This window comes from Pseudomonas sp. NFX224 (genome assembly GCF_048565165.1).
In the GTDB taxonomy this organism is placed as follows: Bacteria; Pseudomonadota; Gammaproteobacteria; order Pseudomonadales; family Pseudomonadaceae; genus Aquipseudomonas.
In genome coordinates, this window is record NZ_CP183416.1 from 4,606,446 (window position 1) to 4,629,427 (window position 22,982).

Here is a 22,982-nt window from a genome sequence, read left to right on the forward strand (position 1 = left end):
CCAATACCTGCTGGCAATGGAGATCCCCTGTGTGCGAGCTTGCTCGCGATGACGGCGGAACATTCAACATCCTTGTGGCAGACACACCGCTATCGCGAGCAGGCTCACTCCCAGGGTTTTGTGTGAGTCGCCGGTCGGCGGAAAAATTAATAACCTTGTCTCGATCAGCTAGTCTCTGATGCGCAAACGCCCTCATGCGCGTATGATTCGCGACCCTTCGGCGATCCCTTCGCCCAAGTACCCAGTTTTCAGAACACACCGGGAGGTGCCCAGATGAGTATCAAAGACCAGAAAGACGACCAGGAAATCGGCCCAGCAGGCGAAAAGCTACAGAAAGTCCTCGCCCGTATCGGCGTCGGCTCGCGCCGTGACGTGGAAGCCTGGATCAGCCACGGCCGCATCAAGGTCAACGGCAAAGACGCCACCCTTGGTCAGCGCGTCGACATGCACGACGCCATCACCATCGATGGCAAGGTGATCAAGCGCGAAGAGGCTGCCGAATCGGTCCGCCGCGTGATCATGTACAACAAGCCCGACGGCGAGATCTGCACCCGCGTCGACCCGGAAGGTCGCCCGACCGTATTCGACAAGATGCCGCGCCCTAAAGAAGGCCGCTGGATCAATATCGGTCGTCTCGACATCAACACCACCGGTCTGTTGATGTTCACCACTGACGGTGAGCTGGCCAACCGCCTGATGCACCCTTCCTACGAAATGGACCGTGAATACGCGGTGCGTGTGCGTGGCGAAGTCGATGACGAGATGATTGAGCGCCTGAAGGCTGGCGTTGTCCTCGAAGACGGCCCGGCCAAGTTCACCGATATCAAGCAGGCACCAGGTGGTGAAGGCTTCAACCACTGGTACCACTGCGTGGTGATGGAAGGTCGTAACCGCGAAGTTCGTCGCCTGTGGGAATCACAGGGTCTGGTGGTCAGCCGCCTGAAGCGCGTGCGTTTCGGTCCGGTGTTCCTCAACTCCGACCTGCCGATGGGCCGCTGGCGCGAAATGAGCCAGTACGAAGTCGACATCCTCAGTGCCGAAGTCGGCCTGACGCCGGTCGCGATGCCGCAGATGAACGCCAAGAGCAAAGACAAGCTCGACCGGATGCAACGCAAGTCGTCGCGTCCGATGGCCAAGACCGAGCGCGTGCGCACCTTGCGCCCGGCCACTGCCGCACCTGCCGCGCCACGGGAAAACCGCGAGCCGCAGATCGAAGGCGAGCGTCCGGGTCGCAAGCCAGTGGCCCGTCAGGACGGTGAGCGCGGTCCACGCACGCCACGTCCGGCCAATGGCCGTACCGAGCGCGGCGAAGGTCGTGGTACGCCGGTAGCGGATCGCCCAGTCGACACCAAGCGCCCGGCCAAACCTGCACCGAAGCGTCCGGGGATCAAACTGGTCGATGGCGACAAGCCGTCGGGCAAGCGCCGTGGCGCACCGGCCGGTTCGGGCCAGCGCCCGGGCTTCGGTCGCCGCAAGCCTGAGTAATCGGCAAGCGCTTCATAAAAAACGCCAACCTTCGGGTTGGCGTTTTTTTGGGTCCGGCTTTTATGTCTGTGTTGTTTTTGAGGGCGCCATCACGATCAAACGGTAGGAGCGAGCCTGCTCGCGATGGCGCCAGTCGCCGCACCGAATAGGTCCAGATGGAAATTAAGCATTACGGCTCGTAAAGAAAACCTTACGAAATCCCCGGCTTGCTCCCCTGAATTCGCCACTCCTTCAATCCTGTATAAAATTGCTTACGCACTAACGTCGTCCTCAATCCTCCAGGCCCTCTAGCCCGCTTGTTTCAGTGCCCCATGCAAGGTGTTATGCGCGCCATGCCTGTCGTGCAGGTGCATAACAAAAAGGAGGCGCAATGAACGCCGCAATCCGTTTCCAGCTTTTCGCGCGGGCCGGTTTTCCCACCGTCCCCGTCAACGACCCGCAAAGGTCTGACTCCCTTTTTGCAGCCGCCCGAAGCCATCGGGGCGGACACAGGCAATCCCGGCAACCGATACGCTGATCCAGCGGGTCTGGCAGCAGGGGGTTAGCGGTGTACAATGCGCCGCGTTTTACCTGTGACCTCCTGCGCACCTGCGCAAACCTCAAGGCTATCCGCCTTGTTCACTCCGCCGCGTCACGAGCGTGTCGGGTTCGATTTCGTCACAGATAAAAACAAACAGGTGACGCATGACCGTTGTAAATACGCTGAACTCCTGGTGCCTACGCTGGGGTTTGATCGGTGCTGCTTAATGTCTTTGCCAAGCAGCAACGTCTTCTGAACATCATCAAACCTTGCGTGAGACCTTTTTCATGAGTGGACAAAACTCGCATTCGGGCGAGCTGAAACGCGGCCTGAAAAATCGCCACATTCAACTGATTGCCCTCGGTGGCGCGATCGGTACCGGATTGTTCCTCGGCTCGGCCGGGGTGCTGAAATCCGCCGGACCGTCGATGATCCTCGGCTACGCCATCTGCGGCTTCATTGCCTTCATGATCATGCGCCAACTGGGCGAAATGATCGTCGAAGACCCCGTAGCCGGTTCCTTCAGCCATTTTGCGCACAAGTACTGGGGCGGCTTTGCCGGCTTCCTGTCGGGCTGGAACTGCTGGATTCTGTACATTCTGGTGGGCATGTCGGAGCTGACCGCGGTTGGCAAATACATCCACTACTGGGCACCGGACATCCCGACCTGGGTCTCCGCCGCTGCCTTCTTCGTGCTGATCAACGCCATTAACCTGGCCAACGTCAAAGTGTTCGGCGAGGCCGAGTTCTGGTTCGCGATCATCAAGGTCGTGGCGATCGTCGGCATGATCGCGCTGGGCAGCTACCTGCTGGTCAGCGGTAATGGCGGCCCGCAAGCGGCGGTCAGCAACCTGTGGTCCCACGGTGGCTTCTTTCCGAACGGTACGAGCGGTCTGGTGATGGCCATGGCGTTCATCATGTTTTCCTTCGGTGGCCTGGAAATGCTCGGCTTCACCGCTGCCGAAGCCGACAAACCGAAAACCGTGATCCCGAAAGCCATCAACCAGGTGATCTACCGGATCCTGATTTTCTACATCGGTGCCCTGGTGATCTTGCTGTCGCTGACACCGTGGGACAGCTTGCTGGCCACTCTGAACGCCTCCGGTGATTCCTACAGCGGCAGCCCGTTCGTGCAAGTGTTCTCGATGCTGGGCAGCAACACCGCGGCGCACATCCTCAACTTCGTGGTCCTGACCGCGGCGCTGTCGGTGTACAACAGCGGCACCTACTGCAACAGCCGCATGCTGCTGGGCATGGCCGAGCAGGGCGACGCGCCGAAGGCCTTGGCGAAGATCGACAAGCGCGGCGTACCGGTGCGTTCGATCCTGGCGTCGGCTGCGGTGACGTTGATTGCCGTACTGCTGAACTACCTGATCCCGCACAGCGCACTCGAGTTGCTGATGTCGCTGGTAGTGGCCACGCTGGTGATCAACTGGGCGATGATCAGCTACTCGCATTTCAAGTTCCGCCAGCACATGAACAAAACCAAACAGACGCCGCTGTTCAAGGCCCTGTGGTACCCGTACGGCAACTACATCTGCCTGGCGTTCGTGTTGTTCATTCTCGGCGTGATGCTGTTGATTCCGGGGATTCAGACTTCGGTGTACGCGATTCCGGTGTGGCTCGTGTTCATGTGGGTCTGCTACGGCATCAAGAACAAGCGCAGTGCCCAGCGCACGTTGCAGGCTGCGACGGAGTAACTCCGCGCGCAAACAACAAACCCGGCCACGTGCCGGGTTTGTTGTTCCAAGGCATACACATTTCCCTGAGGGAGCCAGCCTGCTGGCGATGAGGTCCTATCAGTGACATTTTGATTTCCTGTCACATCACAATCGCCAGCAGGCTGGCTCCCTCAGGGATTTGTGGCGTGCTGAAGATCTGATCGCGGTATTCTGCACGCTCTGAATACGGACGCTTTTTCCATGCTGGTGATTTCCAACAACGTGCATCTGCCGGATGCCGAGATCGAGTTGACGGCCATTCGCGCCCAGGGCGCCGGTGGGCAGAACGTCAACAAGGTCTCCAGTGCGGTGCACCTGCGCTTCGACATTCCAGCCTCGTCCTTGCCCGAATACTACAAGGAGCGGCTGCTGGCGCTGCGTGACAGCCGTATCACCAGCGATGGCGTGTTGATCATCAAGGCCCAGCAATACCGGACGCAGGAGCAGAATCGTGCTGATGCGCTGGAACGCTTGGTCGAGTTGATCCAGAGCGCCACCAAGGTCGAAAAGAAACGCCGCCCGACCAAGCCGACCCTCGGTTCGAAAACCCGTCGGCTGGAATCCAAATCCAAGCGCGGCAACATCAAGGCCGGGCGCGGCAAGGTCGATTTCTAACGCGTGTCCCGCGCTTCGCGTTGCTTCGGCGCCTGCCGGTACAAGTAAACGCTGAGCCCCAGGCCGCTGAGTGCGGCCAGTGCGGCGAACAGGAAGATCGAAGCAAAGCCGAATCCCGCCGCAATCGCACCGGCTAATGGCCCGGTGATGCCCAGCGACAAATCGATGAACAGCGAATAAGCACCGACCGCTGCGCCACGGCTGGAGGCCGGCACCAGGTTGACCGCTTCAACCCCCAGCGCCGGAAACACCAGCGAGAAACCGAAACCGCTCAGCGCTGCGCCCGCCAGCGCCCAATGAGCATCCGGTGCCAGCCACAGCAGCAACAGGCCCAGGGTCTCCACCGACAGGCAGGCAATTGCCACGCGAAAACCGCCGAGACGGTTGATCAGGTTGCCGAACAACAGCCGTGCGCCAATGAAACTGGCGCCGAACAGGCTCAGGCACAGCACCGCGTTATCCCAGTGCTGCGTGGCGTAATACAGGGTGATGAAGGTGGCGATGGTGCCGAAGCCGATGGAGCCCAAGGCCAGGCCGCAACCGTGGGGCAGCACTCGGCCGAGCACATGCATGAACGGCAAGCGTTCACCGGTCACGATCGGCGCCGCGGTTTTCGGCCAGGCCAGCAGCAGGCCGATTACAGCCAGCAACACGATGCTCACGCCCATGCTCCACAAGCCCATGTTGTTCACCAGCAGCACGCCCAGCGGTGCGCCGACCGCCAGTGCGCCGTAACTGGCGATGCCGTTCCACGAAATGACTTTGGCGGTGTTCGCCGCGCCGACGCGGCCGATGCCCCAACCAATCGAACCGGAACCCACCAGGCTTTCTGCGCTGCCGAGTACCAGGCGACCGATCAACAGGCTGATCAGGCTAAGCATCGGCAAGCTTTGCGTCCATGCCGAAATCAGCATGAATACGCCGCTCAAACCACACCCGGCGAGGCCATACATGACCGCCAGTTTGCTGCCTTTGTTATCGATGATTTTCCCGGCATACGGACGGCTGAGCAGGGTGGCCAGGTATTGCACACTGATCACCAGGCCTGCGATCACCGCGCCGAAACCCAGGTCGCTGTGGACGTAACCCGGCAATACGGCCAGGGGAATGCCGATGTTCAGGTAGCCGATGAAGGTAAAAAGGACGATGGAAACAACTTGCAGCGTGACCGCCAGGGGGCGCTGATTTTCAGGCATGGGGAAAGGTCCACGGTAAAGCAGGATAGATAGGCTGCTTATGATAGCGGTGATGGCTGTCGTGGGTTGTGTAAAAGTAAAACTATTTGCCGGGCGGGGTCATTCGGGTTTGGCAGGTGCCACCAGTTGCGTGGTCACCAGTGCGGCCAAGGCATTTTCTTCGGTGCCGAAACGGGCGAGCAATGCGGCCTGTTTTTCGGGGGAGAGGCGATTCCAGATCTCGATCATTTTCTCGGCGGTGCCAATCAGGACGCTGGCCTGTGCTTCGCTGAATTCATCGGTCATGGGTAAAGGCTCTTTCAGGCAGTGTGGAAAGCGCATGTTAGCGCTTTCCACACGGTCTGTACGGCGGGTGTTTCAGTCTTCGCTGTCAGCCTTGCGACTGTCAGATGCTTCTTTCGGCTCGGGCTGTTGGGCGCCGGCTTGTTGCGTGGTCGTCTGCTCAGGTACGTGCAGGCTTGGGAAGGGGAGATTAGGAATCTCGTGCATGGTTGCGCTCCTCGCTAAGTCTGTTGATAGATCTGGTAGATCCGCGCTTTTAAAAAGCCTGGGCAGGATACAGCACTGAAAATGACAAACAGACTTTTATATCCATTTGTTTCGACGGACGGGGTTGTATAGACAGATGAGTGTAGGAGCGAGCTTGCTCGCTCCTACAGGGGGATTTGCAGTGTTTGAGGGTTACTTGCAGACGCTGGCAATCGCCTCGGCCAACAAATCCAATCGTGTTGCATCAATCCCCGCCACGTTGGCCCGACCCGAATTGACCATATAAACACTGTGATGGTCGCGCAGGTTTTTCACTTGCTCAGGCGTCAACCCAGTGTAGGAAAACATCCCGCGCTGCACACCAATGTGCGCAAAGCGCTCGCGTAAACCGTGTGGTTCCAACGCTTCCACCAAACCACTGCGCAGTTGGGCGATACGCAGGCGCATTGTTTCCACTTCGTCGGCCCACAAGCGTTTCAGCTCCGGGTCGCCGAGGATGGTCGCCACCACGGCGGCGCCATGATCCGGCGGTGTTGACCACAGATTGCGGGCGATGTTGGCCAGTTGGCTGCGGATGTCGGTGAGCTTGTCGGTGGTTTTCGCGCAGACAATCAGCGCACCGGTGCGGTCGCGATACAGGCCGAAGTTCTTCGAGCAGGAGCTGGTGATCAGCACTTCCGGCAACTCGGCGGCGAACAGCCGGGTCGACCAGGCATCCTGTTCCAGGCCATCGCCGAAACCTTGATACGCGAAGTCGATCAGCGGCAGCAGTTCGCGTTTGCGTACGATATCCAGTACACGGCGCCAATCGTCATGGGACAGGTCGAAGCCGGTCGGGTTATGGCAGCAGGCGTGCAGCAACACCACGTCGCCCTTGGGCGCTTCGTTCAGCGCCGCGAGCATACCGTCAATGTCGAGCCGGTTGTCGCTGCCCACGTACGGGTAGTGACTGACCTTGACCTTGGTTGCCGCGAAAATGCTTTCGTGGATCGGCCAGGTCGGATTGCTCAGCCACACGCCACGGCCCGGCAGGCATTGGGCGATGAAGTCTGCGCTCAGGCGCAGCGCCCCGGTGCCGCCCGGTGTCTGGGTGGCGCCGGCGCGTTGTTCGGCGATCAGTTTCGAGTCGGCGCCCAGCACCAACTCATTGATCGCTTTGCCGAACGCCGGCTCGCCGTGACCACCGATATAGGTCTTGGTGGTTTGACGCTCCACCAGACGCGCTTCGGCAAGTTTCACCGACTGCGGAATCGGCGTCAGGCCCTGAGCGTCTTTGTAGACACCCACGCCAAGGTCGAATTTGCGCGGGTTCGGGTCCTGCGCGTAGGCCTCCATCAGGCCGAGAATCGGGTCGCCGGGTACACGGCCGATGGCGTCGAAATGCATTACTTACGACCCTCGGCGTCCTTGGCTACTTCGTCAGTGCGCGCGGCCATGATGAAGTCGTTGCGGTGCAGGCCTTTGATCGAGTGGCTCCACCAGGTCACGGTGACTTTGCCCCACTCGGTCAGCAGGCCCGGGTGGTGACCTTCGGCCTCGGAGATTTCACCGACGGCGTTGGTGAACGCCAGGGCATGCTTGAAATTCTTGAACAGGAAGACTTTCTCCAGCTGCATGATGCCGTCGCGAACTTCGATGTTCCAGTCCGGGATCTGCTTGATCAGGATCGGCAATTCTTCGTCGCTGACTTGTGGGGCATCGGCGCGGCAGGCTTCGCAATGGGCTTGGGTGAGTGCGGTCATGATGTGTTCCTGAAATCGAATGTTGGAAAATCGGCCGTCAGTAGCATCACGCTAATGCATCGCGTGGGTTTCTGACAGGCTCACTTGATTCTAAAAGCGGCGGATCACGCGGCTTTTGGCTTTGGCGGAAATTTCGGTGCGTGCAGACCCATCTGCATCGCTTGCTTGACCATGCCCATGATGTCTTCGTGGGCGAGGTCGAACAGGCGCTTGAGGTTCGGCAGCACGAAATACAGCGGCTGCAGAATGTCGATGCGGTATGGCGTGCGCATGCATTCCACCGGATCAAACGCCTGATGCTCAGGCTCGTCCGACAGGCAGTAAACGGTTTCTTTCGGCGAAGACAGAATGCCGCCGCCGTAGATGCGCTGGCCTTGCGGGGTGTCGACCAGGCCGAATTCGATGGTCATCCAGTACAGGCGCGCCAGGTACACGCGTTCTTCCTTGGAGGCCTGTAGGCCGAGTTTGCCGTAGGTGTGGGTAAATTCGGCAAACCAGGGGTTGGTCAGCAGCGGACAGTGGCCGAAGATCTCGTGGAAAATGTCCGGCTCTTGCAGGTAATCCAGCTCTTCGCGGGTACGAATGAAGGTAGCGACTGGAAACCGCTTGCTGGCGAGCAATTCAAAAAAGGTCTGGAAGGGGATCAGCGCCGGTACACGGGCGACCTGCCAACCGGTGGTTTCACCGAGGACCTTGTTGATCTCGCCCAGTTGCGGAATGCGGTCGTGGGGCAGACCGAGTTTTTCGATACCGCCCAGGTATTCCTGGCACGCACGCCCTTCGATCACTTTCAGTTGGCGAGTGATCAGCGTGTTCCACACCGCGTGTTCTTCAGCGGTGTAGTCGATAAAACCTTGCGCATCGGGCTCGCGAGCCACGTATTGCGTCTGCTTCATGCTGCTCTCCTGCTAGGGGATTCGTTCTTGTTATGTGCTGCTATGGACTCAGAAATAACCCATGAATTGCGCAATGGCAGCAGGTGATCCGTGCTCCGCGTAGGAAAATTCTTCAATAATCGTAAAATTTTCGTTACGTTTTAGCCGTTATCGCGCAGATGTTGAGATTGGCGGGTGGGAAAAGCGCTCCGCGTGTCACATAATCTTGACGACTATCTGAGCGCTCCAGCAGAAAATTTCCTGCGGTGGGCCTCTTTCACCACTGTTCGGGCCTTTACATGCGTATCAAAGTCCACTGCCAGAACCGCATCGGCATCCTGCGCGACATCCTCAATCTGTTGGTGGAGTACGGCATCAACGTCGCTCGCGGTGAGGTGGGCGGTGAGCATGGCAATGCGATCTATCTGCACTGTCCGAACCTGATCAACATTCAATTCCAGGCGCTGCGTCCGAAATTCGAGGCGATTGCCGGGGTTTTTGGCGTCAAGCGTGTAGGGCTGATGCCCAGCGAGCGTCGGCACATGGAGCTCAATGCGTTGCTCGGCGCCCTGGAGTTTCCGGTGCTGTCGATCGACATGGGCGGTTCCATCGTGGCGGCCAACCGTGCGGCGGCGCAGTTACTCGGTGTGCGGGTGGACGAGGTGCCGGGGATCCCGTTGTCGCGTTATGCCGAAGATTTCGATTTGCCGGAACTGGTGCGCGCCAACAAATCGCGGATCAACGGCTTGCGGGTCAAGGTCAAGGGCGATGTGTTCCTGGCGGACATCGCGCCGCTGCAATCGGAGCACGACGACAGCGAAGCGATGGCCGGTGCGGTACTGACGCTGCACCGCGCCGACCGGGTAGGTGAGCGCATCTATAACGTGCGCAAGCAGGAATTGCGCGGCTTCGACAGCATCTTCCAAAGCTCGAAGGTCATGGCGGCGGTGGTGCGTGAAGCCCGGCGCATGGCGCCACTCGATGCGCCGCTATTGATAGAAGGCGAAACCGGCACCGGCAAAGAGTTGCTCGCGCGCGCCTGTCACCTGGCCAGCCCACGAGGGCAATCGCCGCTGATGGCGCTCAACTGCGCCGGCCTGCCGGAGTCCATGGCCGAGACTGAGTTATTCGGCTACGGCCCGGGCGCCTTTGAAGGAGCGCGGGCCGAGGGCAAGCTCGGGCTGCTGGAGCTGACGGCGGGCGGTACGCTGTTTCTCGATGGCGTCGGGGAAATGAGCCCGCGCTTGCAGGTGAAGTTGCTGCGCTTTCTGCAGGACGGTTGCTTCCGTCGGGTAGGCAGCGATGAAGAGGTTTACCTCGATGTGCGGGTGATCTGCGCGACCCAGGTCGATCTTTCCGAGCTGTGCGCGCGCGGCGAGTTTCGTCAGGACCTTTATCACCGCTTGAACGTGCTGTCGCTGCACATCCCGCCGCTGCGCGAATGCCTCGACGGTTTGCCGCCGCTAGTGGAGCACTTCCTCGATCAGGCCAGTCGGCAGATCGGTTGCCCGCTGCCGAAACTGGCCCCGGCGGCCATGGACCGGCTCAGTCACTATCATTGGCCGGGCAACGTCCGGCAGTTGGAGAACGTGCTGTTCCAGGCGGTCTCCCTGTGCGATGGCGGGACCGTCAAGGCCGAACACATTCGCTTGCCGGACTATGGCGTGCGTCAGCCGCTTGGCGATTTTTCGCTGGAGGGAGGGCTGGACGAGATTGTCGGTCGGTTCGAAAAAGCCGTGCTGGAGCGCTTGTATTCCGAGCATCCGAGCAGTCGGCAACTGGGCAGGCGCCTCGGCGTTTCGCATACCACCATCGCCAACAAGTTGCGCGATTATGAGGTGGGCAAAGATTCAAATAACGCTTAGCTCTGCGTAGCAGCTGCCTCGTAGGCTCGGCAGCTGCTACAAGGCAGCGGTTGCTAGTTGCCGTAAGCGGCACAACACCGCCGGTTTTTCGTCTCCGATACAATCGCGCAAATCCCCTCTGAACCCTCAAACCCTTTGTTTACCGGCCCTCGCGCCGCGAAAAACAAGTTGGTCTGCAAATTGCTTATGCCTCGTCAGTACAGCAGTGGGCGGCAAACGTCCGGCAGGCAGAGGAAAGATTGTGGACAAGTACCTTTATGTGGCAATGACCGGCGCCAGCCAGAATGCACTGGCGCAAAAGGCTCATGCCAACAACCTCGCGAACATCTCCACCAACGGCTTCCAGAAAGACCTGGAGCAGGCGCGTTCGATGCCGGTGTTCGGCGACAGCTTTCCGGCGCGTGCGTTTGCCATGTCCGAACGACCGGCCACCGACTTCTCTCCGGGCTCTTTGGTAGAAACCGGCCGCGACCTCGATGTCGCCGTGCAGGGCAATGGCTGGCTGGCGGTGCAGAACCCCGATGGCGGCGAAAGCTATGTGCGCACCGGCAGTCTGGTGGTTGACGCCCTGGGCGTGTTGCGCGCCGGCAACGGCATGCCGGTGATCGGCAACGGCGGCCCGATCGCCGTGCCGCCCGAGCAGCAGATCGAAGTTGGTGAAGACGGCACCATCAGCATTCGTGCGATGGGCGAAGGTCCGCGCGTGATGGCGGAAGTCGATCGCATCAAGCTGGTCAATCCGGACTTCAAGAACATGACCAAGGGCCTGGACGGTTCGATCCACACCAAGGACGGCCAGCCGGCGCAAGCCGATGCCAACGTCAAACTGGTGTCCGGTTTCCTTGAGTCGAGCAACGTCAACGCCGTGGACGAGATGACCTCGGTGCTGGCCTTGTCCAAGCAGTTCGAGCTGCACATCAAGATGATGAACACCGCCAAAGAAGACGACCAGGCCATGGCTCGGGTCTTGCAGATCAGCTAATTATCAGAACGTCGCGCCGTAAAACAGGCGCACGAGGAGAATCGAATGCTTCCGGCTCTATGGGTTGCCAAAACCGGTCTGTCCGCCCAGGACACCAACCTGACCACCATTTCCAACAACCTGGCCAACGTGTCGACCACGGGTTTCAAACGTGACCGCGCCGAGTTCCAGGACTTGCTCTATCAGATCAAACGCCAGCCGGGCGCGCAGTCGACCCAGGACAGCGAACTGCCGTCGGGCCTGCAACTGGGTACCGGTGTGCGCATTGTCGGCACCCAGAAAAACTTCAACGCCGGCAGCCTGCAAACCACTGAGCAGCCGCTGGACATGGCCATCGACGGTCGCGGTTTCTTCCAGATCCTGCAACCGGACGGCACCACGTCCTACACCCGTGACGGTACTTTCCACCTGGACTCCAACGGCCAGATCGTCAACGCCAGCGGTTTCGCCCTGGAACCGGCGATTGTCATTCCGAACGACGCCCAGACCTTCACCGTCGGCAAGGACGGCACCGTGTCCATTACCGTGGCCGGCAACCCGGCTTCCCAGGTGATCGGCAACCTGCAGACTGCCGACTTCATCAACCCGGCCGGTCTGCAAGCGGTGGGTAACAACCTGTTCCTGGAAACCGCTGCCAGTGGTGCACCGCAAGTCGGTACGCCTGGCTTGGCCGGTTTCGGTACCACGCTGCAGAACACTCTGGAAACGTCCAACGTCAGCACCGTTGAAGAGATGGTCAATATGATCACCACTCAGCGCGCCTACGAGATGAACTCCAAGGTGATCTCCACCGCCGACCAGATGCTCTCGTTCGTAACGCAGAATCTGTAATCAAGTCTATGAGGCGGCCATGCGGTCGCCTGCAACACCGTGAGGTAAGGGTCATGAATCGCTTCGTCTCTGTTCTGGCATTGAGTGGGATCACCATGCTCGCCGGCTGTGTCGGTCCGACACCCAAGCCCAATGATCCTTATTACGCCCCGGTGTTGCCGCGCACGCCGCTGCCGGCTGCCGCGAATAACGGCTCGATCTACCAGGCCGGTTTCGAACAGAACCTCTACAGCGACCGCAAGGCGTTCCGGGTCGGTGACATCATCACCATCACCCTGAACGAGAAGACCCAGGCGAGCAAAAACGCCAACTCGCAAATCGGCAAGAACAGCAAGGCCAGCATCGGCCTGAGTTCGCTGTTCGGTTCCGTGCCTAATACCAACAACCCGTTTGGCAGTGGTGACCTGAGCCTGGATGCTGGTTATGAGGGCGATCGCTCGACCAAGGGTGACAGCAAGGCGGCGCAGGGCAACACCCTGACCGGTTCGATCACCGTTACCGTCGCCGATGTGTTGCCCAACGGTATCATTGCCGTACGCGGCGAGAAGTGGATGACGCTCAACACTGGCGATGAGTTGGTGCGCATTGCCGGTCTGGTTCGCGCCGACGATATCTCCACCGACAACACCGTGTCGTCGACCCGTGTCGCCGATGCACGCATCACTTACTCGGGCACCGGTTCGTTTGCCGATGCGAGTCAGCCAGGCTGGTTCGACCGTTTCTTCCTCAGCCCGCTGTTCCCTTTCTAGGTGGCTACGTTGAAATTCAGAAGTCTCATCGTTGTCGCTCTGATGTTGTCGGCAGCCTTCAGCGTTCAAGCCGAACGCCTGAAGGATATCGCCAGCATTTCCGGCGTGCGTTCCAACCAATTGATCGGTTACGGCCTGGTGGTCGGGCTTAACGGCACCGGCGACCAGACGACGCAAACCCCGTTCACCCTGCAGACCTTCAATAACATGCTCTCGCAGTTCGGCATCAAGGTGCCGCCGGGTTCGGGTAACGTGCAGTTGAAAAACGTCGCGGCGGTGTCGATCAGTGCCGATCTGCCAGCGTTCGCCAAACCGGGTCAGCAGGTCGACATCACGGTTTCGTCCATCGGTAACTCCAAGAGCCTGCGCGGCGGTACGTTGCTGCTGACACCGCTCAAGGGTATCGACGGCAACGTCTACGCCGTCGCCCAGGGTAACCTGGTGGTCGGCGGTTTCGACGCCGAAGGTCGCGACGGTTCGAAGATCACCGTCAACGTTCCGTCGGCCGGTCGCATCCCTGGCGGTGCGTCGGTTGAGCGTGCGGTGCCGAGCGGATTCAACCAGGGCAACAGCCTGACGCTGAACCTCAATCGCTCCGACTTCACCACGGCCAAGCGCATCGTCGACAAGATCAACGACATGCTCGGCCCTGGCGTGGCGCAGGCCATCGACGGCGGTTCGATTCGCGTGAGCGCGCCACTTGATCCGAGCCAGCGTGTCGACTACCTGTCGATCCTCGAAAACCTCGAAATCGATCCGGGTCAGGCGGTGGCGAAAGTCATCATCAACTCGCGCACCGGCACCATCGTGATCGGCCAGAACGTCAAGGTTTCCCCGGCCGCCGTCACCCACGGCAGCCTGACCGTGACCATCACCGAAGACCCGATTGTCAGCCAGCCCGGCCCTCTGTCCAATGGTCAGACGGCGGTCGTGCCGCGCTCGCGGGTCAACGCCCAGCAGGAAGCCAAGCCGATGTTCAAATTCGGCCCGGGCACCACCCTCGACGAAATCGTCCGTGCGGTGAACCAGGTCGGCGCGGCGCCGGGCGACTTGATGGCCATCCTCGAAGCACTGAAACAGGCCGGCGCCTTGCAAGCCGACCTGATCGTGATCTAAGGACGGCGATCATATGGACATGTTCAAGAGTGGTCGGGTCAGCAGCAGCGATTCAGGTGCATTCTCCGACCTGAACCGGCTGAACCAACTCAAGGTTGGCGACAAGAACAGCGACGCGAACATGCGCAAGGTGGCGCAGGAGTTCGAATCGTTGTTCCTCGGCGAGATGCTCAAGTCCATGCGCTCGGCCACCGAAGCGCTGGGCAAGGACAATCCGCTCAACACCGCTGAAGCCAAGCAATACCAGGAAATGTACGACCAGCAGTTGGCCGTTTCCATGTCCCGCGAGGGCGGTGGTATCGGCCTGGCCGACGTGCTGATGCGGCAGATGTCGAAGAACAAACCGCTGGCTCCGGGTGAGGCGGCAACCTTGTCCGCCGCCAAGCAGGAGGCCGCGAAAGCCGCTGCACAAACGCCAGTCGCGGCGGGTACGGTGGCAATCAACGGGCCGCTGTCGCGGGTCAACGGCGAGCGTCCGTTGTGGGCCTCGCGTTCGGTCAAGGCACCGACCGGCGAGGGCGAGCATCGCAATGACATGGCGCTGATCAATCAGCGGCGCCTGGCATTGCCGCCGAAGCTGGCCGATCGTTTGCTGGCAGGTCTGGTGCCTTCCGCCACGACGACCGCTGCGGCAGTCAACAAGACACAACTGCCGGAGCGCGTCGCAGCCGCAGGCGCCGGGCCTTTGTATAACAGCGACTGGCTGGCGAATGCGCAAGCGGCCTCGAGCGGCTCCCTGCAGATTCATGGTCGCGCCATTGCGCAAATTCCTTTGGCGCCGGCGAAGAAAGCCTTCAGTTCCGCCGACGAATTCGTCAACACCATGCTGCCGATGGCCAAGGAAGCAGCCGATCGCATTGGCGTCGATCCGCGTTACCTGGTGGCCCAGGCCGCACTGGAAACCGGATGGGGCAAGTCGGTCATGCGCGCGCAGGATGGCAGCAGCAGCCACAACCTGTTCGGCATCAAGGCCAGCAGTAACTGGCAAGGCAATTCGGCGCGGGCGATCACCAGCGAATTCAGGAATGGCGAGATGGTCAAGGAGACGGCCGAGTTCCGTTCCTACGATTCTTACAAGGACAGTTTCCATGACCTTGTGACTTTGCTGCAGTCCAATAATCGCTATCAAGATGTGCTGAAGTCGGCCGATAACCCAGAACAGTTTGTACGCGAGTTGCAGAAGGCCGGTTATGCAACCGACCCGGACTACGCAAGCAAGATTTCGCAGATAGCCAAGCAGATGACGAGTTACCAGAACTACGCTGCGGCGGGCGTTTCCACCACGCCTTTATAAGGCACCAGGAATAAGGTCTGAACCATGAGTTTGCTCAATATCGGGATGTCGGGGCTGAGCGCAAGCCATAACGCCCTGGCGACCACCGGCAACAACATTGCCAACGCTGATACCGCCGGGTACTCGCGTCAGCAAACCGTGCAGAGCACCAAGGGCTCTATTCAATACGGTAACGTCTACATCGGGACCGGCACGACGCTGGCCGATGTGCGCCGGGTCTATAACAGCTATCTCGATGCACAGTTGCAGACCACGACATCGCTCAACAGTGATGCGGCCGCCTATCAAGGGCAGATCACGCCACTCGATACCCTGATGTCGGATAGCGGCACCGGCCTCAACGGCGCACTGACCAATTTTTTCGCGTCAGTCCAGAACGTAAACGCCAAGCCGGGCGATGACGCATCTCGTCAATTGCTGCTCAGCAACACCCAGGCCTTGAGCGCTCGTTTCAACTCGATGGCCAGTCAGTTGAACGCACAGAACAACACCATCAACGGCAACTTGAGCAACATGGCCGACCAGGTCAACAAGTTGGCGGCGACCGTGGCGCAGCTAAACCAGAAGATCACCGAGATCTCGAGTTCCGGTGGCCAGCCGAACGACCTGCTCGACGCCCGTAACGAAACCATCCGCCAACTGTCGACCCTCACCGGCGCACAGACCGTCGAGCGCGATGGCAACATTGATATCTACCTGGGCAGTGGCCAGCCGCTGGTCATGGGCAACACCGTCAACAAGCTGGAAACCGTGCCGAGCCAGGACGATCCAGGTCGTTTGGCACTGCAACTCAATCGCGGCTCGAGCACCATCGACATCACGTCGATCATGACCGGCGGCGAGATCGGTGGCCTGTTGCGTTACCGAAGCACCGTGCTGGATCCGGCCATGAATGAGCTGGGCCGCGTAGCGCTGGTGGTTGCTGACCAGATGAACACCCTCCAGGCCCAGGGCATCGACAAGAACGGTGACTTCGGCTCGAACCTGTTCAACAGCATCAACAGTGCGGCACAAATATCGCAGCGCAGCATTGCCTCCGGCGGCAACACAGGCAATGGCAACTTCGATGTGAGCATCGAGGACACCGGCCAGCTGACCATCAACGATTACAAGGTGACCTTCACCTCGGCGACGGACTACTCCGTTACGCGCCTGCCGGATAATTCAACGGTGGGCTCGTACAGCACAACGACCACGCCGGCACCGGTGATCGAAGGGTTCTCGCTTAAACTCAACGGTGGTGCGGCCGTCGGCGATACGTTCAAGATCACCCCGACCCGCAACGCGGCCACCAACATCAAGACCGAGATGACTGACTCCAAGCGTCTGGCACTCGCGGCGCCATTGGGCGCGGCTATTGCAGCGGGCAGCAGCGGCACTTTGTCGATTCCGGCCAGTGGCCAGCCGACCCTGAAGACCTCTCTGGATATCTATGACACCGCTGCCACTCAGGCGATCCAGAACGGCCTGAAGAACTCGACACCGGTCAAGGTCGTGTTCGGCGCGGTTTCGACCGACGGCACCAGCCAGGCTTACCAGTTCCTTGACGCCCAGGGTAGTTTGATCAGCAGCGGCACGATCAAGCCAGGCGAGAACAACACCCTGAGCCTGTCTATTCCCTTGACCGATGCCAGCGGTGCGCCGATCAATGACCCGGGCCCGCCTGTCGTACAGCGTACGGCTCAGTTCGACATGACCGTTGCCGGTTCGCCCTCCGATGGCGCGGCGATCAACGTGACGCTCAGCCAGCCCGGTACCCTGGACAACCGCAACGGTACGACGCTGGCCGGCCTGCAAACCGCCCAGGTGGTAGACACCGGTTCGGCCAGCAAGGGTATTTCCCTGACTGATGCCTACGGCAAACTGGTTGAAGGCGTTGGCGCCAAGGCTGCCCAAGGCAAGCTCGACAGCGCCGCGACCGACGCCATTCTGGCGAACGCCAAGGGCGCCCGTGATTCGCTGTCAGGCGTTGACCTCGACGAGGAAACCGGCAACCTGGTCAAGTATCAGCAGTACTACACCGCCTCTTCGCAGATCATCAAGGCTGCGCAGGAAATCTTCAGCACACTGATCAACAGTCTTTAAGGAGTCGTAGCCCATGCGCATTTCTACCGCCCAGTTTTACGAGTCCACGGCAGCGAACTATCAAAAAAACTTCGCGAATATCGTTAAGTCCAGCGAAGAGGCCAGCAGCCTGGTCCGCGTCAACACCGCTGCCGATGATCCGGTCGGCGCTTCGCGTTTGCTGCAACTGGGTCAGCAGGCTTCGATGCTCGATCAGTACCAGACCAATGCCAACACCATCAAGGCGACCCTGGGTGCGACTGAAGCGGTGATGACCAGCATCAACAACGTACTGCAACGCGCCAAGGAATTGGCCGTCGGTGCCGGCAACGCCGGTTACACCGATGAGGATCGCCAGGCTAACGCCGCGGAACTGGGGCAGATCGAAGAGCAACTGCTCAGCCTGATGAACAGCAAGGACGAGAATGGTAAATACATCTTCGCCGGTTCCAAGGGCGACACTGTGCCATTCACACGCAACAACGACGGTACTTACAGCTACAACGGCGACCAGGTGACCCTTGATCTGGCCGTTGGCGATACGATGTCGATGGCCACCAACAGCACCGGCTGGGAAGCGTTCGAGCAGGCTGTCAATACCAGTCGCAGCCAAGTCACGATGAATGCGCCGGCGGTGGATGATGGTCGTGTGACCCTGTCCAATGGCCAAGTGTCGTCGAACGTCAGTTACAACAGCAAATTTCGCAGCGGCGAGCCCTACACCGTGGACTTCGTCAGCGGCACGCAGTTGAGGATCACCGATTCGGCCGGCAATGATGTGACCGCCGAAGCCAGCCAGGGTGGTGCGTTCGATCCGACCAGCAAAAGTGGGCAAAGCGTGAGTTTCCGAGGCGTCGACCTGACCCTGAATATCAACCTGGGCACCGGTGACGTACCTGGCACCGTGCTGCCGGGACACTCCTTTACTCTGGCCGGCAAGCCCGACACGTTCACCGCTACCCGCAGCCCGGGCAATCCGACGGCCGCACAGGTGACTGGCAGCAGCATCACCAACCCGGCTGACTACCACGCCAGTTTCCCGTCGGGGGCAGCGGTGATCAAATTCACCACCGCTACCGATTTCGAGTTGTATGCCGCGCCGCTGACGTCCACCAGTAAACCAGTGTCCACCGGCACCATGGCCGGTAACGTTGCCACGGCATCTGGCGTGAGTTTCACTCTCACCGCTGCACCAGGGCCAGGCGCCGGTGATCAGTTTAGCGTTGCGGTCAACACTCACGAAACCCAGAACATTCTGGATACCGTGAGCCAGTTGAAATCGGCGCTGAACACGCCCACAAATGGCGATCCGATTGCCGTCCAGAAGCTGCAAGCCTCTCTGGCCTCGGGCATCGCCAACCTGGCAAGTGGCACCGATCAACTGTCCAGCGCCCTGAGCTCGGTCGGTGGTCGTGGGCAGGCCCTGGATACGCAAATCGATACCAATCAGAGCATGGTGTTGGCCAACACCCAGACACAATCGGCGATTCGCGACTCCGATCCGGCCGAAGTGATGACCCGCCTGACCTTGCAACAAACCATGTTGCAGGCCTCGCAACTGGCCTTCAGCAAGATTGCTCAGTTGGGCTTGTTCAACAAGGTCTGAGTTTGCGCCCGTCGAGCAGCCAGCCGTCTTTTTCCAAGCGGTTCCGGGGTCTCTGCCTGAAAGGGTAGGGGCCCGCCGCTCGAGAGTTTCCCGCCGTGAATCAACACCCCCTCGTCAGCATTGTCATCCCTGCGTTCAATCCGCGTTTTTTCAGCCAGGCGCTGGAAAGTGCCCTCGCGCAAACCTATCGGTCGGTAGAAATCGTCGTCTGCGACGATTCATCCAATGACGTAATCCGTGGCATCGTCGATTCCTTTGTCGAGCCGGCTCACCCGATTCGCTACTTGCGCAATCCGCAACGCCTGGGTTTGCAAAAGAATGTGCTGCGTTGCGTTGAAGAAGCCCGGGGCGAATTCATCAAAGTGCTATGCGATGACGACCGTTTGTTTGCGCCAAGCGTGGCCCTGCAGGCGAAGGTGCTGATCGAGCATGCCGACGTCAACCTGGTGTTAGCGCTGCGCATGTTCAGTGATGCGGGTAGTTTCATCTTGCCGTCGCGGGTCGACAACTGTCGGTTTGCGCCCGCGGATGCGCTGTTGAAGGGCGACGACATGCTCGCCATTTTCGAGGGCACACCGAAGAACTTCCTAGGTAACTTCAGTGCCTCTCTGATGCGTCGGGCCGATGTCCTGGAGTTGTTGCCGACCTTGATTCAGGAGGGTGCAGGATTTGTCGCGATGCTCGATTTCGCCTTGTTCGTGTGCCTGATGCGGCGCGGTAACCTGGTATCGCTTGGTTCTGTATTGAGCAGCGAGCGCCTGTACCCGGAGCGTTTGAGCAAGACCCCGGAGATGCTCAAGGCGGCTGTTGCGGAATGGGGCTGGTTAAACCAGATGCTGGCCGCACGCAGCGGCGAAGCAGCACCTGCTTCGGGATGGGTGCGCTACATCGAGTTGGCGAAAATCACCGATCAGCCTCACGCATGGGAAGAGTTGTGCGTCGTGCGAATCCTTGGCAATCGCTACACCGTGGTCAATGGCCGGGTGGGCGGGGAGAGCGACAGTTATGCCGACTTCTACCGCGAGTGGTTGGCTATACGCAGGTTCTCGGATGTGGAACAGCGTGTGATGCCGCAACGCATCGATAGCTGGCCGTTCAAGCCGCAGATCGTGCCGATTGTGATCGACAGCGATGCCGATGGCAGCGCGCTGAAGGTGACCTTGCAAAGTCTTCAGGGACAGCTGTATCCGCCCCAGGCCGTTGTCGTGCTATCCGACGCGCACTGCGCCGCCGACGAGTGTGTGCTGCAGTTGCCGTATCAGACCGACTGGGTGCAACAGCTCAATGCCGTGATCCCGCAGCTGGAAGGTGCTCACTGGTTCTACCTGCTGCACGCTGGTGACTGCGTGCGCGAATCCGCATTGTTGATCCTGGCCGAACGTATTGCCGGTTCCCCGGGCATTCTTTGTGCCTATAGTGACGAGGGCACGCTGATCGAAGGGGAATCCATTGATCCGGTGTTCAAGCCGGATTTCAACCTGGACTTGATGCGCGCCTATCCCTATGTCGGGCGCACCCTGGCTTTTGCACGTGAGCGCTTTTTGACATTGGGTGGCTTCGATCCGGACATGGGCGAGTTGGCCCCCCATGATCTTCTGTGGCGCCTGGTGGAAGATGCCGGGCCACAGACCATTGAGCACATCGCGGAAATACAGGTTGAAGCAAATCTGAGCTACGCCCGGTGGCTATCGTTGTCGACCGTGGTCAACGGCAATTCGCGAGTGGTCAGTGCACATCTGGACCGCATTGGCGTGGCGCACGAGATCCGGCAGGACAGCTTGCCGTTGATCAATCGCATCGACTACTTGCATGGCGAGCGACCGCTGGTGTCGATCATTGTACGCACCGGTGATTCGTTGTACGCCTTGCAGCGTTGTGTCGAAGGTTTGATCGAACGCACCGCGTACACTCAATATGAAATTCTGATCGTCGACAGTGGCACCCAAGACCCGGCGATGCTCGACTGGTTGGCGGCCATGGCGCAAATCGGCGCCTCCATGCTGCGGGTGCTGCGCTATGCCGGTGACGACAATGAAGCAGCGATTCGCAATTTCGCTTCGGAACAGGCCCGTGGCGAGTATCTGTTGCTGCTCGACGCGCAGGCAGTGATTTGTGACGCGGACTGGCTCGACGAATTGCTCAACCATGCCCAGCGTCCTGAGGTGGCTGTGGTCGGTGCGCGTATCCTCAGTCCTGAGGGCACCATTGTCAGCGCCGGGTTGATCCTGGGACTTGCCGGGCCGGTCGGTTCGCCGTTTCGCGGTGAAGCGGCCGGGGCTCGCGGGTACATGCAGCGTATGCACGTCACCCAGAACTGGAGTGCGCTGAGCAGTCATTGCCTGATGGTCCGCAAGCAGGTGCTTGAGGAACTGGAGTGGTTTGATGAGAAGCGCTTCAGCCTCGGCCTAAGCGAAGTCGATTTGTGTTTGCGAGCAAGCAAGGACGGCTACCTGGTGGTCTGGACGCCTTACGCCAGTGTGGTGCTGGCGCCTGAGGTCGGCCCACTGGCTGCGCCTTCAAACCCGGCCTTGCTCGAACAAGAGCAGGAAACCTTTTATCGCCAATGGTTGCCGAAAATTGCCAGGGACCCTGCCTACAGCCCGTCGTTGAGCCTTGGCAATTCCAGCTTCAGTCTGGAGCCCGCGTTGCGCAATAACTGGAATCCGTTCTGCAGCCGGACTTTGCCGCTGATACTTGGAATGCCGGTCAATAGTACGGCTGTGGGGCACTATCGTGTCACCGCGCCGTTGGCAGAGCTCGAGGCCGCCGGGCGAGTGATTGCACATGTTGCCTACGAGTCGCCCTCGACGGTGGATATCGAGCGATTGTCCCCGGACACCCTCATTCTGCAATGCCGCTACAGCGAAGGCGCCGTCAGTGACATTCTGCGAATGAAGAAGTATTCAGGAGCCCTGCGGATTTTCGAACTCGATGATTATGTGGTCAGTGCTCCGAAGAAAAACACCCATGCCCGTAACAAGCCGGTCAATACCGAGCAGATGCTGCGTGAGGGGATCGCGTTGTGTGATCGCGTGGTGGTGACGACCCAACCGTTGGCCGATGCATTGTCGAGCATGCACAGCGAGATTCGCGTAGTGCCGAACATGCTCTCACCAGAACCTTGGGCGACATTGACCAGCCAGCGGCGCACCGCGCGTAAGCCACGTGTAGGTTGGGGCGGCGGCACCAGTCACACCGGCGACCTGGAAGTCATCGCCGAGGTGGTGCGCGAGTTGGCGGACGAGGTTGAATGGGTATTCTTTGGCATGTGCCCGGATAAATTGCGCCCGTATATTCACGAGTTTCATTCCACCACCAGCTTTCAAAGCTACCCGTTCAAACTGGCGAGCCTGAACCTCGACCTGGCGCTGGCGCCGCTGGAATTCCACATTTTCAACGACTGCAAGAGCAACCTGCGCTTACTGGAATACGGCGCCTGCGGTTACCCGGTGATCTGCACCGACACCGAGGCCTACCGCGGCCACTTGCCGTGCACCAGGGTCTACAGCAACAGTACCGAAGAGTGGCTACAGGCGATCCGCATGCACCTGGCCGATCCGGACGCCAGTTATCGCATGGGCGATGAATTGCGCGAGGCGGTGCACCGCGATTTCATGTTGCGTGGCGACAACCTGAACCACTGGCTGTGGGGCTGGTTGCCGGACTGATTCCCGGTGCGTCGCCAACCTTGAAAAACGCCCGTGCGTGACTCGCATCCGGGCGTTTTTTTTGTTCTGTGCAATTGGCTCACTTCCTGCAAGTCACCCGGTATATCGCCATAAAACCTTCACCTCCAGGGGGCTGAACGGCCCAATGGCTGCGGGTAAATGAT

The 22,982-nt window shown here is 59.8% G+C and carries 18 protein-coding genes; 12 read left to right on the forward strand and 6 right to left on the reverse strand.

Annotated elements, in window-relative coordinates; genetic code table 11:
• Positions 1 to 273 precede the first annotated feature (273 nt).
• The 3 genes from rluB (at position 274) to arfB (ending at position 4,341) form a co-directional block, all read left to right on the forward strand.
• Positions 274 to 1,485 carry a 23S rRNA pseudouridine(2605) synthase RluB gene (gene rluB, locus ACNYC6_RS21075; protein ID WP_419708989.1) on the forward strand — a complete coding sequence of 404 codons (1,212 nt, stop codon included), beginning with the start codon at positions 274 to 276 and terminating at the stop codon, positions 1,483 to 1,485.
• An 807-nt stretch (positions 1,486 to 2,292) separates the two neighbouring features.
• Complete coding sequence (locus ACNYC6_RS21080) at positions 2,293 to 3,705, forward strand: amino acid permease (protein WP_419708990.1); 1,413 nt, start codon at positions 2,293 to 2,295, stop codon at positions 3,703 to 3,705.
• 222 nt (positions 3,706 to 3,927) lie between these two features.
• Positions 3,928 to 4,341: an alternative ribosome rescue aminoacyl-tRNA hydrolase ArfB gene (gene arfB / locus ACNYC6_RS21085; RefSeq protein ID WP_419708991.1), complete on the forward strand. Its 414-nt coding sequence runs from the start codon at positions 3,928 to 3,930 to the stop codon at positions 4,339 to 4,341.
• On the opposite strand, the gene ACNYC6_RS21090 is transcribed toward arfB, so the two are convergent.
• From ACNYC6_RS21090 to phhA, 6 genes are all read right to left on the reverse strand, one after another.
• Entirely contained in the window at positions 4,338 to 5,537 is a 1,200-nt protein-coding gene (locus ACNYC6_RS21090) for an MFS transporter (protein WP_419708992.1), read from the reverse strand. The two genes, arfB and ACNYC6_RS21090, sit on opposite strands and share 4 nt — an antisense overlap.
• Before the next feature lie 99 nt (positions 5,538 to 5,636).
• A complete protein-coding gene (locus tag ACNYC6_RS21095) occupies positions 5,637 to 5,822 on the reverse strand; it encodes a hypothetical protein (protein WP_056853044.1) in 186 nt (61 codons plus the stop codon).
• Between the two features lie 72 nt (positions 5,823 to 5,894).
• On the reverse strand, positions 5,895 to 6,026 hold the full coding sequence (locus ACNYC6_RS21100; RefSeq protein ID WP_275428116.1) for a hypothetical protein: 132 nt from the start codon (positions 6,024 to 6,026) through the stop codon (positions 5,895 to 5,897).
• A gap of 192 nt (positions 6,027 to 6,218) precedes the next feature.
• Complete coding sequence (locus tag ACNYC6_RS21105) at positions 6,219 to 7,412, reverse strand: amino acid aminotransferase (RefSeq protein WP_419708993.1); 1,194 nt, start codon at positions 7,410 to 7,412, stop codon at positions 6,219 to 6,221.
• Positions 7,412 to 7,768, reverse strand: a complete 357-nt coding sequence (locus ACNYC6_RS21110; RefSeq protein ID WP_008055502.1) for a 4a-hydroxytetrahydrobiopterin dehydratase — start codon at positions 7,766 to 7,768, stop codon at positions 7,412 to 7,414. Before ACNYC6_RS21110 ends, ACNYC6_RS21105 begins: the two co-directional genes overlap by 1 nt.
• Before the next feature lie 104 nt (positions 7,769 to 7,872).
• The gene (gene phhA / locus ACNYC6_RS21115) at positions 7,873 to 8,664 is read right to left on the reverse strand and encodes a phenylalanine 4-monooxygenase (protein ID WP_419708994.1); all 792 of its coding nucleotides are present in this window, start codon (positions 8,662 to 8,664) and stop codon (positions 7,873 to 7,875) included.
• 278 nt (positions 8,665 to 8,942) lie between these two features.
• Between phhA and ACNYC6_RS21120 the strand changes: the two genes are divergently transcribed.
• The 9 genes from ACNYC6_RS21120 (at position 8,943) to ACNYC6_RS21160 (ending at position 22,818) form a co-directional block, all read left to right on the forward strand.
• Positions 8,943 to 10,508: a sigma-54-dependent transcriptional regulator gene (locus ACNYC6_RS21120; RefSeq protein ID WP_419708995.1), complete on the forward strand. Its 1,566-nt coding sequence runs from the start codon at positions 8,943 to 8,945 to the stop codon at positions 10,506 to 10,508.
• Positions 10,509 to 10,749: 241 nt separating this feature from the next.
• Positions 10,750 to 11,490: a flagellar basal body rod protein FlgF gene (locus ACNYC6_RS21125; RefSeq protein WP_419708996.1), complete on the forward strand. Its 741-nt coding sequence runs from the start codon at positions 10,750 to 10,752 to the stop codon at positions 11,488 to 11,490.
• Positions 11,491 to 11,535: 45 nt separating this feature from the next.
• Positions 11,536 to 12,321 (forward strand): flagellar basal-body rod protein FlgG, encoded by a 786-nt coding sequence (flgG, locus tag ACNYC6_RS21130; RefSeq protein WP_008055493.1) that lies wholly within the window; start codon positions 11,536 to 11,538, stop codon positions 12,319 to 12,321.
• Positions 12,322 to 12,374: 53 nt separating this feature from the next.
• A complete protein-coding gene (gene flgH / locus ACNYC6_RS21135; protein ID WP_419708997.1) occupies positions 12,375 to 13,070 on the forward strand; it encodes a flagellar basal body L-ring protein FlgH in 696 nt (231 codons plus the stop codon).
• Between the two features lie 42 nt (positions 13,071 to 13,112).
• A complete protein-coding gene (locus tag ACNYC6_RS21140) occupies positions 13,113 to 14,186 on the forward strand; it encodes a flagellar basal body P-ring protein FlgI (protein WP_419712994.1) in 1,074 nt (357 codons plus the stop codon).
• Positions 14,187 to 14,199: 13 nt separating this feature from the next.
• Positions 14,200 to 15,480 (forward strand): flagellar assembly peptidoglycan hydrolase FlgJ, encoded by a 1,281-nt coding sequence (gene flgJ / locus ACNYC6_RS21145; RefSeq protein ID WP_419708998.1) that lies wholly within the window; start codon positions 14,200 to 14,202, stop codon positions 15,478 to 15,480.
• A gap of 24 nt (positions 15,481 to 15,504) precedes the next feature.
• A complete protein-coding gene (gene flgK, locus ACNYC6_RS21150; RefSeq protein WP_419708999.1) occupies positions 15,505 to 17,565 on the forward strand; it encodes a flagellar hook-associated protein FlgK in 2,061 nt (686 codons plus the stop codon).
• 13 nt (positions 17,566 to 17,578) lie between these two features.
• Entirely contained in the window at positions 17,579 to 19,150 is a 1,572-nt protein-coding gene (locus tag ACNYC6_RS21155) for a flagellar hook-associated protein 3 (RefSeq protein WP_419709000.1), read from the forward strand.
• 95 nt (positions 19,151 to 19,245) lie between these two features.
• On the forward strand, positions 19,246 to 22,818 hold the full coding sequence (locus tag ACNYC6_RS21160; RefSeq protein WP_419709001.1) for a glycosyltransferase: 3,573 nt from the start codon (positions 19,246 to 19,248) through the stop codon (positions 22,816 to 22,818).
• Positions 22,819 to 22,982: the final 164 nt, after the last annotated feature.

Bases quoted from the DNA above. Each gene is read 5' to 3' on its own strand.
- ACNYC6_RS21140 (WP_419712994.1), top strand. From the start codon at position 13,113: ATGTTGTCGGCAGCCTTCAGCGTTCAAGCCGAACGCCTGAAGGATATC.
- ACNYC6_RS21100 (WP_275428116.1), bottom strand. From the start codon at position 6,026: ATGCACGAGATTCCTAATCTCCCCTTCCCAAGCCTGCACGTACCTGAG.
- ACNYC6_RS21090 (WP_419708992.1), bottom strand. From the start codon at position 5,537: ATGCCTGAAAATCAGCGCCCCCTGGCGGTCACGCTGCAAGTTGTTTCC.
- phhA (WP_419708994.1), bottom strand. From the start codon at position 8,664: ATGAAGCAGACGCAATACGTGGCTCGCGAGCCCGATGCGCAAGGTTTT.
- ACNYC6_RS21095 (WP_056853044.1), bottom strand. From the start codon at position 5,822: ATGACCGATGAATTCAGCGAAGCACAGGCCAGCGTCCTGATTGGCACC.
- ACNYC6_RS21120 (WP_419708995.1), top strand. From the start codon at position 8,943: ATGCGTATCAAAGTCCACTGCCAGAACCGCATCGGCATCCTGCGCGAC.
- ACNYC6_RS21080 (WP_419708990.1), top strand. From the start codon at position 2,293: ATGAGTGGACAAAACTCGCATTCGGGCGAGCTGAAACGCGGCCTGAAA.
- ACNYC6_RS21155 (WP_419709000.1), top strand. From the start codon at position 17,579: ATGCGCATTTCTACCGCCCAGTTTTACGAGTCCACGGCAGCGAACTAT.
- ACNYC6_RS21105 (WP_419708993.1), bottom strand. From the start codon at position 7,412: ATGCATTTCGACGCCATCGGCCGTGTACCCGGCGACCCGATTCTCGGC.
- rluB (WP_419708989.1), top strand. From the start codon at position 274: ATGAGTATCAAAGACCAGAAAGACGACCAGGAAATCGGCCCAGCAGGC.
- flgJ (WP_419708998.1), top strand. From the start codon at position 14,200: ATGGACATGTTCAAGAGTGGTCGGGTCAGCAGCAGCGATTCAGGTGCA.
- flgG (WP_008055493.1), top strand. From the start codon at position 11,536: ATGCTTCCGGCTCTATGGGTTGCCAAAACCGGTCTGTCCGCCCAGGAC.
- flgH (WP_419708997.1), top strand. From the start codon at position 12,375: ATGAATCGCTTCGTCTCTGTTCTGGCATTGAGTGGGATCACCATGCTC.
- arfB (WP_419708991.1), top strand. From the start codon at position 3,928: ATGCTGGTGATTTCCAACAACGTGCATCTGCCGGATGCCGAGATCGAG.
- ACNYC6_RS21110 (WP_008055502.1), bottom strand. From the start codon at position 7,768: ATGACCGCACTCACCCAAGCCCATTGCGAAGCCTGCCGCGCCGATGCC.
- flgK (WP_419708999.1), top strand. From the start codon at position 15,505: ATGAGTTTGCTCAATATCGGGATGTCGGGGCTGAGCGCAAGCCATAAC.